Source organism: Pseudomonas koreensis (genome assembly GCF_024169245.1).
In the GTDB taxonomy this organism is placed as follows: domain Bacteria; phylum Pseudomonadota; class Gammaproteobacteria; order Pseudomonadales; family Pseudomonadaceae; genus Aquipseudomonas; species Aquipseudomonas koreensis_F.
Genome location: NZ_JALJWP010000001.1, coordinates 4922150 through 4937284 on the forward strand (window position 1 = coordinate 4922150; position 15135 = coordinate 4937284).

Consider the following 15135-nt stretch of genomic DNA (forward strand, 5'->3'; position numbering starts at 1 on the left):
CAACACTTTCTCCGCTGACAAGGCCGCCAACCATGGACCCGCTTCGCGCTGCGACTCACGCCGATCCCTATCCTTACTACACAGCGCTGCGCGTTGGCGGCGGACTGGCCTTTCACCACGATTTGAAACTGTGGGTCGCCAGCAGCGCACGGGCGGTGTGTGCGGTGCTGGCGCACGCCGATTGCCGCGTGCGCCCGGCGCAGGAACCGGTGCCTCAAACCGTCGCACAAGGCCCGGCGGGCGAGGTGTTTGGCCGACTGATGCGCATGAATGACGGCGAGCGCCAGCGCTGCCCACGCTCGGCCATCGAACCGGCGCTGGGGCTGATCAATCAGAATGAGGTACGTGAGCTGGTTGCTGCCCGACTGTTCACAGCAGATGCCGACGGTTTGTACAACGCAATGTTCCGCGGCCCGGTCGCCGTGGTCGCAACGTTGCTCGGGTTCCCGCCGGCGCAGAGTCGGACGATCAGCGAGCTGACCGCGGATTTCGTCGCGTGCCTGTCACCTTTGAGCAATGACCTGCAACTCGCCGCCGCTCATGCTGCGGCAACGCAGTTGCGCGGTTATTTCATCGAATTGTTGGCCGATTCCGACATGAACAGCGCGCTATTGCAGGGGATCACACAACGTTTCGAAGGCGATCAAGACACATTGATCGCCAACCTCATCGGCCTGTGCTCGCAGACATTCGAAGCCTGCGCCGGCCTGATCGGCAATGCGTTGGTAACGCTGCAGCGCCAGTCTGAATTACATGCAACACCGATAGAGAATCTATTGGCGGAAGTTCAGCGCTTCGACCCGCCCGTACAGAACACCCGCCGCTTTGTTGCAGCGCCATGCGAAATCGATGGCGTGCGGCTTGCAGCGGGTGATGTAGTTCTGCTGCTGTTGGCCGCGGCCAATCGCGATCCGGCGCTCAACGAACGGCCGGAGGAGTTCGTGCCCCAGCGCGCCAACCGCCGAAGTTTCAGTTTTGGCAGTGGTCGGCATCAGTGTCCGGGGCAAGCGTTGGCGATGAGTATTGCCGGGGCGACTTTGAATCAAATCCTTGCCAGCGGCCTTGGTCTGAATAGCCTGGGCTGGGATTACAGGCCATCGCTCAATGGCCGGGTTCCACTGTTCAACATTAGCGGCGGCTGATGATCAGTCTTCGCGAGCAGGCTCGCTCCCACATTGGCCCAGTGATGAACTCAACATTGTGGGAGCGAGCCTGCTCGCGAAGAGGCCAAAACATCCACCGCAACTCAACAATCAAACCGCCCACTGCAAGATCAACCAGCTGTTCGCCCCGCTGATCAACACGAACAACCCCCACGCCAGCACACGGGTCGGCCAGCGATTGACGAACGGGCCCATCAGGTGCCGGTCATTGGTCATGCGGATCAACGGGTACAGGGCAAACGGCAGTTGCAGGCTGAGCACCACCTGGCTCAACACCAGCAATTTGCCGATGGCGTTATCGCCCATCAGCCACACGCCGATAAAAGCCGGAATCAGCGCCAGCCCGCGAGTGATCAAACGTCGCTGCCAGCATGGGATGCGCAGGTTCAGATAGCCCTCCATGATCACCTGCCCGGCGATGGTCCCGGTGAAGGTCGAACTCTGCCCGGACGCCAACAACGCCACGCCAAACAACACGCTCGCCAGCGCACCGCCGACCAGCGGATCAAGCAAATGATAGGCGTCCTGAATGTCGACCACATCGGTGTGCCCGGACTGGTGAAACGCCGCCGCGGCGAGAATCAGAATCGCCGCGTTGACCAGCAGCGCTAAGGCCAGCGAACCGATGGTGTCGATGCGCGCCAGTTTCACCGCATCCTGCTTGCTCGCCAGATCCTTGCCGATCATTCGCGTCTGCACGATCGAGGTGTGCAGATACAGGTTATGCGGCATAACCGTGGCGCCGAGGATGCCGATGGCCAGATACAGCGGTGCGGCATCGCCGATGGCCGCCAGCGACGGTTTGAAGCCCTGCGCCACGTCCGGCCAGTACGGTTTGATCAGCAACAGCTCAACGAAAAAACACACGCCGATGGTCGCGACCAGCACCAGCATGATCGCTTCGAGCCGGCGGAAACCACGGTTCTGCAGGGCCAGCACCAGCAGTGTGTCGAACGCGGTCAGGGCGATGCCGAAAGTCAGCGAACAGCCGAGCAGCAAATGAAACGCGAGGGCGCAGCCAAGCACTTCGGCGAGGTCGGTGGCGATGATCGAGATTTCCGCCAGCCCCCATTGCAGGCGGGCGGTTGGCGTGCTGTAGCGTTCGCGGGACAGTTGCGCCAGATCGCGCCCGGTGGCGATGCCCAGCCGCGAGCACAGGCACTGCACCACCATGCCAGCCAGACTCGCCAACAGCACCACGAACAAAAGACTGTAACCAAAACGCGAACCGGCCTCGATCGCGGTGGCCCAGTTGCCCGGATCCATGTAGCCGATCGACACCAGCAAACCGGGGCCGGCGAAACGCAGCACGCGCTTGAAGAACGAAGCAGTCGGATCGACCGCGACACTGCCGGCCACTTCCGGTGGGCAAAACGGCGCAGTGGCGATTTTGGGCAAACTGAATTTCACGCACACATCCAGAAACAAACACGGGAGCCCGGCAGCTTAGTCGTTTCGTCTGATGCCTTGAAGCGCAAAGATTGTTGCTCCTATGGGTTCACGCCCAACAACTGCTCGCGCAGCTCCGGACTGCGCGTACGCGGATCCAGCCAGATAGCAAAAAAAGCCTTGGCAAATTGCGGATCCTCGATTTCGTGCTGAAGCTTCTGACCGATAAAAAATCGCGCACCCTGCCCCGGCAGATACACGCCGGTAATGCGCGTGCCGGCCTGCACGTCGACGAACGATTGCTGCATCTGCACCTGCCAGTCGGCCAGTTGCGCCGGACTGACGCGGGGGCCGCCGAGGCGTTTGATTTCGTCGACGCTGGTGCTGACCAGATCGTCGCGCGAGATCGCCCGGCGGTAGATCAGCTCCAGCGCAAAGGGTTGGCCATCGACCAAGGGCCGCGCGGCACTCCACAAACGTGCGCTGTAAACATCGAAGCCAAACACACTGAAATCGCCGCTGCCGATGATCTGCGCACCGGGCACGGCGTCTTGCCAGTTGGCCCATGTCGGTGTCAGCAGTAGCGCCCACAAGCCAATGCCACAGCAGCCACGTACGAGCTTCGGTGTTCTGTTCATCGCCGTATCGTCTCCGCTGGATTCTGATGCTCAAAGCATAGCCGGATTCAAGCCTGGAATTTTGTATACAAACTTTGCACACATAGGCAGCAATCTTGTCAGCGCAATGCTAACGTGGCTCACCCTGACCCGACGGAGACACCCGCGTGCTGATCCTCAAACTGCTGCTGATTCCCGGTTTCCTGCTGCTGATTTCTCTGGCGGGCAAACGCTGGGGACCGAGCGTGGCCGGGTGGCTGTCGGGATTGCCAGTGGTGGTCGGGCCGATTCTGTTTTTCCTCGCCATCGAACAAGGCCCGCAGTTTGCCGCGCAATCAGCGGTCGCGGCGCTGTCGGCAATGTTCGCGATGATCGCGTTCTGCATCACCTATGCGCAGGTCGCGCAACGGGCCAATTGGCCGTGGGCACTTACGATTTCACTGGCGGTTTGGGGCGTGCTGGCGGCGGTGTTATCGGTGATCCCGGGCTCGTTGCCGTTCTCGGTGATGGCTGCGGCGGTGGCACTGCTCGCGTCGCCTTATCTGTTCCCCGTGGTGCAGCCGGTGCTGAACGGGCCAGCGCCGAAGTCGGACAAACTGATCTGGCGAATGATTGCCGGCGCGGCGCTGACGCTGGTGGTGACGATGCTCGCCAGCACCGTTGGCGAACGCTGGAGCGGCCTGCTCGCGGTATTCCCGGTGCTCGGCAGCGTCATGGCGGTGTTCTCGCATCAGACCCGCGGCCCAGCGTTTACCGCTGCGTTGTTGCGCGCAACGGCGACCGGCATGTATTCGTTTTCGGCATTCTGCCTGGTGTCGGCATTGACCCTGCCGAGCATGGGACTCAGCGGTTTTGCCGTAGGCGTGGCGGTTTCGATCGCGATGCTGGGGGTGACCCGGCGTCTGCTGGCGCGGCCAATGGCCAAGGCGCAAGCGCAATAACCGTCCGGACGAATCGCGCTGGAACCCCCGGCACGCTCCGTGGGATGATCGCCCGCCTCGCGCGACCAATTCCCGGAGATTCAGATGTCATTGTTGAGCAAAAAAGCCGTCGTCCTGATGTTGGCGGCCTTCGCCGGCTTCGCCGCGATCAACGCGCACGCCGCCAAGGAAAAAGTCAAAACCGAGAAGGTCTCGCTGCTCGACGGCAAGTTTGCCTTCGTCCTGCCCAAAGGCTTTGTTGCCGACCCGCTGCCCGCCAGCCCGAGCGGGGCCAAAGGCACGATGTACACCAATCAGGCGACCAAAACCGTGGTCATCGCCGCCGAAAATCAGATCCCCGCAGGGCAGAACGTCAAGGATAACGACGGCGAGTTTCTCGACGGCAGCGTGTCGAGTTTCATCGACGATCAGCGCAAGGCGCTGCCGGACTTCAACAAGCTCAGCGAAAAAAGCCTGACCCAGAAAGGCACAGGCCTCGGCCTGCGCCAGGTTGACAGCACCGCCACCCAGGGCGGTGGCCAGACGCTGAACACCACGCTGCTGGCCGGCTCGGGGACGAAGATGGCGCTGGTGCAGGTGATTTCCCGCGCCAGCGACAAGAAGACTCACGATGCCTTGATCAAAGCCATCGTCAAGGATTGAGCCGCTGCAACCAGGCATTCAGATCGCGCAACTCGGCCGCGCTGATGCTGTGGCCGACGCCCGGATACGCGTGAAACTCGGGCTTGTAATCGAGTTTTTGCAACAGCGCGTTGGCTTCGGTGCCGTGGCGGTAAGGCACCGGATCATCGGCGGTGCCGTGGCCGATAAAAATGCTCAGCGGCAGCGGCGGTTGCCCGGGCTCGATCTCGGTTTTCAGCACGGGCAACAAGCGCCCGCTCAACGCGGCAAAGCCACCCACGGCCGCTGGCGCGCGCAGGCCCACTTCGTAGCTCATCATCGCGCCCTGGCTGAAGCCGATCAGGTACACCTTGTCCGGCGTGGCGTGATATTTCTTCGCCGCCTGGGCGATAAAGTCGCGCAGTTTCTGGGCGCTGACCTTCAGATCATCGGTCTCGCCGTTGTAGGCACCGTCGCCCTTCTTGCGAAACCACTGGTAACGTCCTTCGCCCAACGTCATCGGTGCGCGAACGGATAGGTAGTTGTAACGCGCCGGCAACTGAAATTTCATACCGATCAGATCAGCCTCGTTGCTGCCGTAACCGTGCAGAAAAATCACCAGCGGACGTGGCTCGGTATCGGCGTGGACCTGTTCGAGGTATTTGAGCGGCAGGTCGGATTGCACGGTGGTTTGGGCGTGGACGGCGGGGGATGCGAGCAGCGTTAGCAGGGCGAATATTTTCAGCATGGCGCGTTCCTTCACAGAGTGTCGGGTTCGCGGGTGAGCCTAACATCCTGGGGTGAAGATCCAAATTTTGTGCTGTGGCTGATGCCGCCATCGCGAGCAGGCTCACTCCTACATTTGGAATGCGTTCCCCCTGTAGGAGTGAGCCTGCTCGCGATGAGGCCATTGAACCCGACGAAAATCCTAATCGTTGGTCAGCTTGCCGGTACGAAACGGCACCCGCCCCGCCACTTTCGCCTGCCAGATCCCCGGTTCGGTATAACGCCCGCGATCAAGCGCGAACAGCACCCCGCTGGTGCCGGCGCGCACGGTGGTCACGCGATCCTGCAATGGATCAACCACCTCGAACAGCGCATCGCCCTGCTCTACCCATTCACCGGCATTGCGCAGGAAACTGACCACGCCGTGGTGCGGGGCGAACAGGTATTCAGTGCCTTCGAACGGCAGACCTTCACAACATTCGCTCGGCGCCGCCGGCCAGTCGCCGCTGATGAAACCCTGCTCGGCGAGAAAGCCCAGAATCGCTTCGCAATTGGCCTGAGCCTGATCGACGCGGGTGTCGCCCATGCTGCCCAGTTCCAGCGTGGTTGCCAGGTTCGCCGCCGGAATCGCTGCGTCCGGGAATGCTTTAGCCAGACGCAACCAAGGCGTCGAGCAGGACTCATCGAACGAGCTGCCGCCGGAATCTTCGCAAAGCAATGCCACACCCGCCTTCAGCCGCGCCGCCAGCGATTGCCACTGCGGCCAGTGTTGCGGCAGCGCGTACAAATGAATCGCAGCGTCGAAGTCGCAATGCAGATCGAGGGTGATGTCGGCGTCGCAGGCGTGGCGCAGCAACAAGCGGTGCAAGGCTTCCAGTTGAGATTTGGCTGCCGGCAACTCGTCAAAGACCTGAGCCATGGCCTCGCGGATCAGCATGACATTCGCCTCGGCATCCGCACCCAGCCGCTCGCCTGCCAGCGCTGCCACCGGGGCGCTGAGTTCGACGAATGCGCGATTGAAATTCTTGCCGCTGCCCAGTTCGAAGCGGCCCATGTGATTGCCTTGCAGATGCTGATCCAAGCCAATCGGATTGGCCACCGGCACCAGTTCGATGACGCCCTGCAAGCGGCCCTGCTGTTCCAGCTCGTTCAGGCGCAGCTTGAGCTCCCATGCGGTGCGCATGCCCGGCAGCTCGTCGGCATGCAGGCTGGCCTGGATGTACACCTTGCGGCTGCCGGCGCCGTAGCGGAACACGCTGAGAGAGCGCTCGCTACCCAAGTGGCTCCAGGGCAGAACGTGGTCGATGCGTTGCATGGGAAATTCCTCGATATCTGGATCACACAGATCCCCTGTAGGAGTGAGCCTGCTCGCGATAGCGGTGTGTCATTCAATGATTATGTCGGCTGACACACCGCTATCGCGAGCAGGCTCACTCCTACAGGGGGCTGGGTAGATTTAGAGTGCAAAAAAAATGGCCACCGCGCAAACGGGGCCACTTTTTCTTACGCCGTATTAATGGCCGTATACATCAAAGTCGAAGTACTTGTCCTGGACTTTTTTGTACTCGCCATTGGCGCGGATTTCGGTGATGGCCTTGTTGAACTGCTCAGCCAGTGCGGTATCGCCCTTGCGCACGGCAATGCCGGCACCGCCGCCGAAGTACTTGGCGTCTTCGTAGGTCGGGCCGACGAATTCGAAGCCTTTGCCGGCGTCGGTTTTGAGGAAACCGTCGCTGAGGTTGACCGAGTCGGCGAGCATCGCGTCAATACGCCCGGACACCATGTCGAGGTTGGCTTCCTGCTGCGAGCCGTAGCGCACCAGTTCAATACCGGCCGGAACGAGCACTTCGGTGGCGTAGCGGTCATGGGTACTGGCGCGCAGCACGCCGACTTTCTTGCCCTTGAGTTCGGTCAGCGGGTCTTTGACGCCGGAGCCTTCCTTCATCACGAAGCGTGCCGGGGTGTGGTAGTACTTGATGGTGAAGTCGACGTTCTTTTTGCGATCGTCAGTGATGGTCATCGACGACAGAATCGCGTCGATCTTCTTCACTTTGAGTGCCGGGATCAGGCCATCGAACTCTTGCTCGACCCACGTGCATTTAACCTTCATCTGCGCACACAGCGCATCGCCGATGTCGACGTCAAAACCGGTGAGTTTGCCGTCAGGGGTTTTCATCGAGAATGGCGGGTAACCGGCTTCGATGCCGATGCGGATCGGCTTGGCGTCTTCGGCCACAGCGGTCAGGGACAACATCGACAGTGCCAGGGCACCGAACATCACTAGCTTTTTCATTTATTACTCCCGTGCGGAGGCTTTTATTGGCAGCTTTCGATTCAGCATTCGGTCATGGCGTTCTAACGGCAAAAACCGAAGTGGCCGGCAGTCTATGGCGGCGCGCACGGGGGCAATTGTTTTTAAGCGACAAATACTTACAGAACATCGGCGCACGCATTGACGAGAGTCAACGCGTGCGCCGTGGTGGTGCGGAGGCTGTAGGACAAGCCTGCTTTCAGAGCAAAAAACACTGATTCCCCCTGTAGGAGCTGCCGAAGGCTGCGATCTTTTGATCTTGTATTTTTGAGATCAAGATCAAAAGATCGCAGCCTCCGGCAGCTCCTACACAGGGATCAGCATTCGCAGGCGACAGGTGTATTGGCGACTGACGCCGCGCTCAGTTCGAAGCCTTCATCCAGCCATCCGGTGACGCCACCGATCATCTCCTTGACCGGATAACCCAGCGCCGCCAGTTTCACCGCCGCCTTGTTCGCGCCGTTGCAATGTGGCCCGGCGCAATAGACCACGAACAAAGTGTTTTTCGGGTAATCGGCCAAGCGATCCGCCGTGAGCAAGCGTGTCGGGATATTGATCGCGCCGGGTACATGGCCGCGCTCGAACGCCAATGGGCCGCGCACGTCCACCAGAACAAAATCGACCTCGCCGGCCTCGTGGCTGCTGAATACGTCGGAACAATCGGTTTCGAAGGTCAGACGATTGCTGAAATGCATCAGGGCAATGGCCGATGGGGCAGCGGGAATTTCGCGAACCAGGCTGATCATGTTGTGTTCCTGTGTCTGTGGGGTATGAACAGACTTTATCGAGACGGTGCTTGCCGCTACAGTGGCGCGCAAGACACCGACCGGGAGTTTTCCGCCAAATGCTCACTCAGCCCAATCTGGTTGCCATTCTGGCCTACGATGGCCTCTGCACGTTCGAGTTCGGCATTGCCGTGGAGATCTTCGGCCTGGCCCGGCCGGAGTTTGATTTCCCTTGGTACGCGCATGCGATTGCCGCAGTCGATCAAGGCCCGATGCGCGCCATGGGTGGAATTCAGGTACTGGCCGATGGCGGCCTGGAACTGCTCGCCGAAGCGCGCACCATCGTCATTCCCGGCTGGCGCGACCGCAACGCCCCGGTGCCGCCAGCACTGATCGACGCATTACGTCAGGCCCACGGCCGCGGGGCGCGGTTGCTGTCGATCTGCTCTGGCGTGTTCGTCCTTGCAGCCACCGGCCTGCTCGACGGCCACCGCGCCACCACGCACTGGCGCTACACCAGCGAACTGGCCCAACGTTTTCCGGCCATCGAGGTCGATCCGGGCGTGCTGTATGTCGATGCAGGCCAACTGATCACCTCCGCCGGCAGCGCGGCCGGCATTGACGCCTGCCTGCATCTGGTGACACGTGACTTCGGCACGCAGGTCGCCAACGCCGTCGCGCGGCGCCTGGTCATGTCGCCGCAACGCACCGGCGGCCAGGCCCAATTTATCCCCACCCCGGTCAGCCCGACACCACGCAGCGATTTATCGCGAGTCATGCAATGGGCCCGCGAACGCCTGCACGAACCGCTGGAAGTCCGCGATCTGGCCAGCGAAGCAGCAATGAGCGAGCGCACGTTCCTGCGGCGCTTCACTGAAGCCAACGGCCAATCGCCGAAAGCCTGGCTGCAACATGAACGCCTGGCGCGAGCGCGGGAGTTGCTGGAAAGCACCCACCAACACACCGAGCAGATCGCCCAGCGCTGCGGCTATCGATCGGTGGAGAGTTTTCGCGTGGCGTTTCGCAGCGTGGTGGGCGTGCCGCCGTCGGTTTATCGGGAGCGGTTTGGGCGGGAGGGTAAGGCGATCTGTTGACCTGTCTGGCAATGGATTTGATCTTTTTATAGTCCTAACAACTGCAACACTTTCAGACGTGTCCTACATCCATCACTCCGTCGTTGCTTTAGCGTCCGCTTCGTTTTTTAACAGCGGACAAGGACGCTCATGGCTCGCAAGAAAGACATCCCCCGGGTCCAAAACCTGCCAGAGGGAGACGGACACCACATCACCACCCGCTACATGACTGCCAGCGAACTTGCTGAGCGCGAGGCCGCGCATGGCGCTTATGAAGACATGCTGGCGCGGCAGCAGGCCCATGAAGACCGACTTCGCAACCAGGTCATACAGCAACAGCAAAGTATAAGCGGCTGTGTGTTTGTGAAAAGTTGCAAGCTGCCGGAAGGTGTTATCAATGATGCCAATCCATCCGGATTTATACCGGTTGGGAAAATTTCGGATTATGGAACGCTGTCCTTGCTAGCGGGGCGTGAGCGTGACTCGGCCGGGAATATCTCACTAAAGGCTGTTGGCGCCACCAATCTCCATGCATCCATCGGAGCTTTTGCTCTCGGCAGCTCTGGCAGTCTGAGCGCCAGTACTGCGGCCTCAAGTAGCACAAGCCTGGCTACCGGCGGTGTCGTCGCAGGCGGGTTGCTCGGATTGGTTGCGCTGCTGTGGCCATCGACGCTCGCCGATAGCGCTCTATATACAGAGGAGCAGCTACAGTCGCTTGAGACGGCTCGGACTCGGGTTCGATTGCATGTGGAACAGCAGCCCGACGGCACGGTGAAAGGATACGGATACAACACTCAAACGCGCAGCGATTGGGAAATGATTCCTGTCGTCCAGTTCGTCAAGCAAGGCGCCTCGTACGTCGCAGATTTTGGCAATGGGTCGACCCTACTCTGGACTCCCTCAGTAGACTCGTCACGCGGATCGGCAATTCCGCCGCTGGAAAGTGCGCCGCAGGTTCCCCATATCTGGGTATACCCGCCGACCGAGCAGGCGGACAAAATCATTGTCAATCCGGTTTACCCGCCTGAATACCAAGACTTTATTCTGGTCTTTCCGGCTGACTCCGGAGTACAGCCTCTATACGTTGTGCTTTCAAGACCTGCTCTTGGCGGTGATATCAAATATCACCGGCCTCCCGTTTCTCTCCCAGCATACCCGGATACCTATCCCGTCAAATCCAAAAGCAGTGTTCAAGGTGGTGGCGGCAAGCGCAGCAGATGGAAAGACAAGAAAGGTCGAATCTATGAATGGGATAGCAAAACAGGCGCTATAGAACTCTATAACAAGCAAGGCAAACATTTAGGTGAGTTCAATCATGAAACGGGCGAGCAAATTGATCCTGCCGATCCTGAGCGATGGACTCCAAAGTGAAGAGGAACCAAGATATGTTTTTATGGATTAGTGGCTTTTTACCAGACGATAGCGAAGACGATACGCTGAAATTCGATCTGACAGTCGACTCGGAATTTGAACTTCCGATATTGACTGTAATGGGTTGGCCAGAACTTAGCCTAAGCCCGGACGGAGAATGGCTGATGACTGCGGATCAAGCTAACCAAATCAGCGAAATAGTAGGAGAGCAATTGCCTAAGGAGCTGGATTTGTACATCGGCGTTAGGGGCTAACGCAGACGATGAACCTTATCTACCAAGATTTATGCATTTCCCACGACGCGGCGATGGCACACCTTGCAAGTGGCGTCGCCGAAAATGTGGTAACGGGCTTAGTGTCGATTGGTATGAGCGAAGAAGATCCAGTGTGGGCGCAGGCGATCTGCCTCCAATACCTCTCCAGCAAAACCGAGGCGATTGCTGCATCTGCCATCACCGCCTTGGGCCATATCGCTCGTCGCCATGGAAGACTGGATACCGAAACCGTTTTGCCGGCGCTCGAAAACGTAAGGCGTCGGATACCCTCGTTGCGGGGCATCATTGAGGACACGATTGACGATATAGAGATGTTCACTGAGCATCCGAAGTTGCAAGCGTTTGGATGAGGGTAGCTTCATCCAGACGCACGCTCCTCAGACCTCAATCCTCCCGCGTCAAAACCTCCAGCAACTCAATTTCAAACACCAGATTCGAATTCGGCGGAATCTTGCCCATGGTTCGCTCGCCGTACCCCAGGTGCGCCGGCACCCGCAATTTACGTTTGCCGCCGACCTGCATGCCCATCAGGCCCTGATCCCAGCCTTTGATCACGCGGCCAGTGCCGATCACGCACTGAAACGCTTTGCCTCGGCTCCAGGAGGAGTCGAACTCAGTGCCGTCTTCCAGCCAGCCGGTGTATTGGGTAGTAATCAGTGCGCCTTTCACCGCGGCTTTGCCCTCGCCCGGTTGCAGGTCGATGATTTGCAGTTCGTCTGTCATGTCGTTGGCTCTGTTGAGATTTTTCGCAGGCGGCGTTTTCGCAGAATCCGGCGTCGATGGCAATCCATGGAACCGAAAACACGCGTCGCCGCTCACATGTGTATCGACATCGTATGACGACAAGGATGCTTTGATGACCGACTCTCGATTGCTGCGCAGCTTTATTCCGCCCTACATCCTCAACCGCATCATTGCCCACGGTTCGGAGCCGCAGCGTAGCGCCGCGATGCAGACGCTCAACCATGTACGCAGCTTGCTACCCAACCCCGGCCGCCCTTCGCAGCCGCCGGCGCGGGCGATTCTGCCGGAGGCGACCAAGCCAGGCCTGGCCCGACGCAGCGTGCATGATGCGCAGAACAAAATGCTCTTGCCGGGGATGCCGGTGCGCCTCGAGGGCCAGCCGGCGTCGGGCGATCCGGCGGTCGATGAGGCCTACGATGCGCTGGGCGCCAGCTATGATTTCTTCTGGAAAGTGCTCGGTCGCGACTCGATCGACAATCAGGGATTCGCCCTGATCGGCAGCGTGCATTACGGCCAGGGCTACGAAAACGCATTCTGGAACGGCGCGCAGATGGTCTTTGGGGACGGCGATGGCGAAATTTTCCAGCGCTTCACCCGCTCGCTCGACGTCATCGGCCATGAACTGGCCCACGGCGTCACCGAAAGCGAGGCCGGGCTGATTTATGCCAACCAGTCCGGCGCGCTGAACGAGTCGCTCTCGGACGTGTTCGGTGTGCTGACCAAGCAATACACCCTCGGGCAAACCGCCGAGCAGGCCGACTGGTTGATCGGCGCCGACCTGCTGATGCCGAAGATCCAGGGCAAGGGCCTGCGCTCGATGTCGCACCCGGGCACGGCGTATGACGACCCATTGCTGGGCAAGGACCCGCAACCGGATCACATGCGCAAGTTCGTCATCACCAGCGAAGACAATGGTGGCGTGCACATCAATTCCGGCATTCCCAACCGTGCGTTTTATCTGGCAGCCCGGGCGTTTGGTGGCTTTGCCTGGGAAAAGGCCGGGAAGATCTGGTATGACACACTGTGCGATGACCGCTTGAGCCAAGAGGCAACGTTCGACGCGTTCGCAAAATTGACCATCGACCACGCCGCCCAGCGCTTTGGCACCGAAGCAGCCGACGCAGTGCAGCGAGCCTGGGCACAGGTCGGCATCGAATAATCCGAGGAGGCTGTATGAAAACGCTACCCGAGCTGGATGACGACTCCGTTTTGCGCGTATCTCGCCAGGGTGGCGTTGCAGCGACTCACAGCCTGAGCCGCCCACGGGAAATCGAATTCGCGCAATGTGATATCAGTCAGCGCTCAAGGATCTGCTCAGTGCTCGAGGGCTGCCTGCCTTTGGACAGCAGCGAATCGGGCCGTGGGGATCAGCGCTTCTATCAGATTGAAGTGCGCTATCAGTCCGGGGAAATGGTGTTGAAGGTGCCGGAGGACCGGGCGCCTGGGGAGTTGGTGAGTCTGTGGGACACGGGAGAGCTGCTCTGATTCATGCTGGCGGGTCTTCTGCGTCGACAACTGACGATGTGCGTGGGCCAAATCCTGCGGTTTGTCCAAAGACCACACCGTTGAATGTGTGCGTACAGCACTCGCAATGCGGCGTCATGTCCTGCGCCGTCAGTTTCGGATCAACCATTTGCAGTCGATTTTGCTCATCGACATACAGCCCGCTGAAATAGCTGGATTCACCTAGTCGCACGATGTCCTGGCGATCTTCTTCATGGATGGCAACCATCCAGAACACTGGGGCGGATTGATCAAGTCGCGCGACAGCCTCCCCGAAAATGGAATCCCAAGGGCCGCCAACGCGAGACAACAGGAAGCGAAAAAGCGGGGTGTAGTCTCTTCCGTATTGTTTGCCTGGATGCATCGAACTTCGCATGGCTTCGTGACGGCTTGCGGCTTTGCTGTTGCGCTGATCGCGGTAATGCGCAACTGATTCGTTGCGACGAACACCCCACGTACGAGTATTCACTTTGCGGTAAAGAAGTTTCTTGTCCAATCCCTTGTTCCTCATTCAAACGCCCGCTGTTTTACCGGAACGCCGTTCGAATACAATCAGCCATCCATGGCCAATTGTAAAACCGGGCCTATCGCTCGACCGGCTGCATCTCGACAATCGTGCCGTTGGTGATCATCACCATCACGTACTTGTCATTGATCTGCACCCACTGAGCCTGTTCGATCGGTGCTTTCAGACCTTTGGCTTTCCAGTTCTTCAAAGCCTTGTCCTCGCGCTGGTACATTTCCGGCGCGCGGTCGTTGACCTTCAGCTGGCGGTCGCTGGTCGGCGATTGCACGGCGGGTTCGCTGGAGGTTTGCGCCGCTTGAACAATGGGCGTGATACCGGCAATACCGGCAACGAGGGCCAGACTGGCGATTAGGGTTTTGCTGTTCATCGGTGAACCTCTTTCAGATGAGTAGTACCTGAACTCCGACTGCGCGGCGCGGGAAACATTCCTTGTTTTTGTGCTCAGGCAGGCTGAGAAATTGACGCTGCCGATCTGGCCCGCAGCGAAAAGTGGCCCGCTGCCACACACCCGTCGGATTTGCGCTAAGATGCCGCGCCCCTTTCTGCCGCGTGAATAAGGACATCACCGTGAACAGCACTCTCATCATCCTTTTGGTCGTTGCCGGCCTCCTCGCCCTCTACGCCATCCAGCTCTTCAACCGCCTCGTTGCCCGCCGCAATCAAATCAACAATGCGTTTGCGCAACTCGAGGTGCAGCTCAAACGTCGCTACGACCTGATCCCCAATCTGGTGGCAACCGCCAAGGGCTATATGGCTCATGAGCGTGAGACGTTGGAAGCAGTGATCGCAGCGCGCAACCACGCGGTTGCAGGCCTGCAGGCAGCTCAGGCGCAGCCGGGCAATGCCCAGAACATCGTCCAGCTCGGGCAGGCGGACAGCGCACTGAGCAGTGCGATGGGCCGGTTGAACGTGACGGTCGAAGCCTATCCGGATCTCAAGGCTTCGCAAAACATGCAGCAATTGAGCGAAGAGCTGAGCAGCACCGAGAACAAAGTCAGCTTTGCTCGCCAGGCTTACAACGATGCGGTGATGAGCTACAACACCCTCAAACAGAGCTTTCCGGCTGTCGTGTTCGCCCCGCTGTTCGGCCATGCTGCCGACGCGTCGCTGCTGACATTCGCCGACAGCGCGGCGATTCAGCTAGCGCCACAGGTTTCGTTCTGACCCCAGC

At 59.6% G+C, this 15135-nt stretch carries 20 protein-coding genes; 11 read left to right on the forward strand and 9 right to left on the reverse strand.

Features of this window, described 5'->3' with window-relative positions:
• Window positions 1-32 precede the first annotated feature (32 nt).
• Window positions 33-1142 (forward strand): cytochrome P450, encoded by a 1110-nt coding sequence (locus J2Y90_RS21705; RefSeq protein ID WP_253503053.1) that lies wholly within the window; start codon window positions 33-35, stop codon window positions 1140-1142.
• Window positions 1143-1253: 111 nt separating this feature from the next.
• On the opposite strand, the gene J2Y90_RS21710 is transcribed toward J2Y90_RS21705, so the two are convergent.
• Together J2Y90_RS21710 and J2Y90_RS21715 are read right to left on the reverse strand one after the other, a co-directional pair.
• Window positions 1254-2573 carry an Nramp family divalent metal transporter gene (locus J2Y90_RS21710; protein ID WP_253503057.1) on the reverse strand — a complete coding sequence of 440 codons (1320 nt, stop codon included), beginning with the start codon at window positions 2571-2573 and terminating at the stop codon, window positions 1254-1256.
• 80 nt (window positions 2574-2653) lie between these two features.
• On the reverse strand, window positions 2654-3190 hold the full coding sequence (locus J2Y90_RS21715) for a chalcone isomerase family protein (RefSeq protein WP_253503060.1): 537 nt from the start codon (window positions 3188-3190) through the stop codon (window positions 2654-2656).
• A 146-nt stretch (window positions 3191-3336) separates the two neighbouring features.
• Between J2Y90_RS21715 and J2Y90_RS21720 the strand changes: the two genes are divergently transcribed.
• Both J2Y90_RS21720 and J2Y90_RS21725 read left to right on the forward strand, forming a co-directional pair.
• Window positions 3337-4110 carry a hypothetical protein gene (locus J2Y90_RS21720; RefSeq protein WP_253503063.1) on the forward strand — a complete coding sequence of 258 codons (774 nt, stop codon included), beginning with the start codon at window positions 3337-3339 and terminating at the stop codon, window positions 4108-4110.
• Window positions 4111-4194: 84 nt separating this feature from the next.
• Window positions 4195-4752 carry a hypothetical protein gene (locus J2Y90_RS21725; protein ID WP_253503066.1) on the forward strand — a complete coding sequence of 186 codons (558 nt, stop codon included), beginning with the start codon at window positions 4195-4197 and terminating at the stop codon, window positions 4750-4752.
• Here J2Y90_RS21725 and J2Y90_RS21730 read toward each other — a convergent pair.
• The 3 genes from J2Y90_RS21730 to J2Y90_RS21740 all read right to left on the reverse strand — a co-directional run bounded on the left by J2Y90_RS21730 (window position 4742) and on the right by J2Y90_RS21740 (window position 7729).
• Complete coding sequence (locus J2Y90_RS21730; protein WP_253503070.1) at window positions 4742-5458, reverse strand: alpha/beta hydrolase; 717 nt, start codon at window positions 5456-5458, stop codon at window positions 4742-4744. The genes J2Y90_RS21725 and J2Y90_RS21730 overlap by 11 nt on opposite strands.
• 180 nt (window positions 5459-5638) lie before the next feature.
• Complete coding sequence (locus tag J2Y90_RS21735) at window positions 5639-6751, reverse strand: succinylglutamate desuccinylase/aspartoacylase family protein (protein ID WP_253503073.1); 1113 nt, start codon at window positions 6749-6751, stop codon at window positions 5639-5641.
• Between the two features lie 198 nt (window positions 6752-6949).
• The gene (locus J2Y90_RS21740; protein ID WP_024013359.1) at window positions 6950-7729 is read right to left on the reverse strand and encodes an ABC transporter substrate-binding protein; all 780 of its coding nucleotides are present in this window, start codon (window positions 7727-7729) and stop codon (window positions 6950-6952) included.
• Window positions 7730-7755: 26 nt separating this feature from the next.
• On the opposite strand from J2Y90_RS21740, the gene J2Y90_RS21745 reads away from it, so the two are divergent.
• On the forward strand, window positions 7756-7965 hold the full coding sequence (locus J2Y90_RS21745) for a hypothetical protein (protein WP_253503076.1): 210 nt from the start codon (window positions 7756-7758) through the stop codon (window positions 7963-7965).
• Window positions 7966-8064: 99 nt separating this feature from the next.
• Here the strand turns inward: J2Y90_RS21745 and J2Y90_RS21750 are convergent, their stop codons facing one another.
• Window positions 8065-8493, reverse strand: coding sequence for a rhodanese-like domain-containing protein (locus J2Y90_RS21750; RefSeq protein WP_253503079.1), 429 nt, complete (start codon window positions 8491-8493; stop codon window positions 8065-8067).
• Between the two features lie 98 nt (window positions 8494-8591).
• Here J2Y90_RS21750 and ftrA point away from each other — a divergent pair, with 98 nt between their 5' ends.
• The 4 genes from ftrA to J2Y90_RS21770 all read left to right on the forward strand — a co-directional run bounded on the left by ftrA (window position 8592) and on the right by J2Y90_RS21770 (window position 11541).
• Window positions 8592-9566, forward strand: a complete 975-nt coding sequence (ftrA, locus tag J2Y90_RS21755; protein ID WP_253503082.1) for a transcriptional regulator FtrA — start codon at window positions 8592-8594, stop codon at window positions 9564-9566.
• A 129-nt stretch (window positions 9567-9695) separates the two neighbouring features.
• Entirely contained in the window at window positions 9696-10916 is a 1221-nt protein-coding gene (locus J2Y90_RS21760; RefSeq protein WP_253503085.1) for an S-type pyocin domain-containing protein, read from the forward strand.
• Window positions 10917-10930: 14 nt separating this feature from the next.
• A complete protein-coding gene (locus J2Y90_RS21765) occupies window positions 10931-11170 on the forward strand; it encodes a pyocin S6 family toxin immunity protein (RefSeq protein ID WP_253503089.1) in 240 nt (79 codons plus the stop codon).
• 8 nt (window positions 11171-11178) lie between these two features.
• The gene (locus tag J2Y90_RS21770; protein WP_253503093.1) at window positions 11179-11541 is read left to right on the forward strand and encodes a hypothetical protein; all 363 of its coding nucleotides are present in this window, start codon (window positions 11179-11181) and stop codon (window positions 11539-11541) included.
• Between the two features lie 34 nt (window positions 11542-11575).
• Here J2Y90_RS21770 and J2Y90_RS21775 read toward each other — a convergent pair whose 3' ends face one another.
• Complete coding sequence (locus J2Y90_RS21775) at window positions 11576-11914, reverse strand: FKBP-type peptidyl-prolyl cis-trans isomerase (protein ID WP_253503096.1); 339 nt, start codon at window positions 11912-11914, stop codon at window positions 11576-11578.
• A 133-nt stretch (window positions 11915-12047) separates the two neighbouring features.
• Here J2Y90_RS21775 and J2Y90_RS21780 point away from each other — a divergent pair, with 133 nt between their 5' ends.
• Together J2Y90_RS21780 and J2Y90_RS21785 are read left to right on the forward strand one after the other, a co-directional pair.
• Window positions 12048-13094: a M4 family metallopeptidase gene (locus J2Y90_RS21780; protein WP_253503099.1), complete on the forward strand. Its 1047-nt coding sequence runs from the start codon at window positions 12048-12050 to the stop codon at window positions 13092-13094.
• Window positions 13095-13108: 14 nt separating this feature from the next.
• The gene (locus J2Y90_RS21785; RefSeq protein ID WP_253503102.1) at window positions 13109-13420 is read left to right on the forward strand and encodes a protealysin inhibitor emfourin; all 312 of its coding nucleotides are present in this window, start codon (window positions 13109-13111) and stop codon (window positions 13418-13420) included.
• 1 nt (window position 13421) lies between these two features.
• On the opposite strand, the gene J2Y90_RS21790 is transcribed toward J2Y90_RS21785, so the two are convergent.
• Both J2Y90_RS21790 and J2Y90_RS21795 read right to left on the reverse strand, forming a co-directional pair.
• Window positions 13422-13934, reverse strand: a complete 513-nt coding sequence (locus J2Y90_RS21790; RefSeq protein WP_253503105.1) for a hypothetical protein — start codon at window positions 13932-13934, stop codon at window positions 13422-13424.
• Window positions 13935-14022: 88 nt separating this feature from the next.
• Window positions 14023-14331, reverse strand: a complete 309-nt coding sequence (locus tag J2Y90_RS21795; protein ID WP_042609276.1) for an RcnB family protein — start codon at window positions 14329-14331, stop codon at window positions 14023-14025.
• A gap of 200 nt (window positions 14332-14531) precedes the next feature.
• On the opposite strand from J2Y90_RS21795, the gene J2Y90_RS21800 reads away from it, so the two are divergent.
• Complete coding sequence (locus J2Y90_RS21800) at window positions 14532-15128, forward strand: LemA family protein (protein WP_429461728.1); 597 nt, start codon at window positions 14532-14534, stop codon at window positions 15126-15128.
• Window positions 15129-15135: the final 7 nt, after the last annotated feature.

Excerpts from the sequence above, each read along its gene's own strand:
- J2Y90_RS21705 (WP_253503053.1), top strand. The coding sequence starts at position 33 with ATGGACCCGCTTCGCGCTGCGACTCACGCCGATCCCTATCCTTACTAC.
- J2Y90_RS21715 (WP_253503060.1), bottom strand. The coding sequence starts at position 3,190 with ATGAACAGAACACCGAAGCTCGTACGTGGCTGCTGTGGCATTGGCTTG.
- J2Y90_RS21725 (WP_253503066.1), top strand. The coding sequence starts at position 4,195 with ATGTCATTGTTGAGCAAAAAAGCCGTCGTCCTGATGTTGGCGGCCTTC.
- J2Y90_RS21730 (WP_253503070.1), bottom strand. The coding sequence starts at position 5,458 with ATGCTGAAAATATTCGCCCTGCTAACGCTGCTCGCATCCCCCGCCGTC.
- J2Y90_RS21735 (WP_253503073.1), bottom strand. The coding sequence starts at position 6,751 with ATGCAACGCATCGACCACGTTCTGCCCTGGAGCCACTTGGGTAGCGAG.
- J2Y90_RS21740 (WP_024013359.1), bottom strand. The coding sequence starts at position 7,729 with ATGAAAAAGCTAGTGATGTTCGGTGCCCTGGCACTGTCGATGTTGTCC.
- J2Y90_RS21750 (WP_253503079.1), bottom strand. The coding sequence starts at position 8,493 with ATGATCAGCCTGGTTCGCGAAATTCCCGCTGCCCCATCGGCCATTGCC.
- ftrA (WP_253503082.1), top strand. The coding sequence starts at position 8,592 with ATGCTCACTCAGCCCAATCTGGTTGCCATTCTGGCCTACGATGGCCTC.
- J2Y90_RS21760 (WP_253503085.1), top strand. The coding sequence starts at position 9,696 with ATGGCTCGCAAGAAAGACATCCCCCGGGTCCAAAACCTGCCAGAGGGA.
- J2Y90_RS21765 (WP_253503089.1), top strand. The coding sequence starts at position 10,931 with ATGTTTTTATGGATTAGTGGCTTTTTACCAGACGATAGCGAAGACGAT.
- J2Y90_RS21770 (WP_253503093.1), top strand. The coding sequence starts at position 11,179 with ATGAACCTTATCTACCAAGATTTATGCATTTCCCACGACGCGGCGATG.
- J2Y90_RS21775 (WP_253503096.1), bottom strand. The coding sequence starts at position 11,914 with ATGACAGACGAACTGCAAATCATCGACCTGCAACCGGGCGAGGGCAAA.
- J2Y90_RS21780 (WP_253503099.1), top strand. The coding sequence starts at position 12,048 with ATGACCGACTCTCGATTGCTGCGCAGCTTTATTCCGCCCTACATCCTC.
- J2Y90_RS21785 (WP_253503102.1), top strand. The coding sequence starts at position 13,109 with ATGAAAACGCTACCCGAGCTGGATGACGACTCCGTTTTGCGCGTATCT.
- J2Y90_RS21795 (WP_042609276.1), bottom strand. The coding sequence starts at position 14,331 with ATGAACAGCAAAACCCTAATCGCCAGTCTGGCCCTCGTTGCCGGTATT.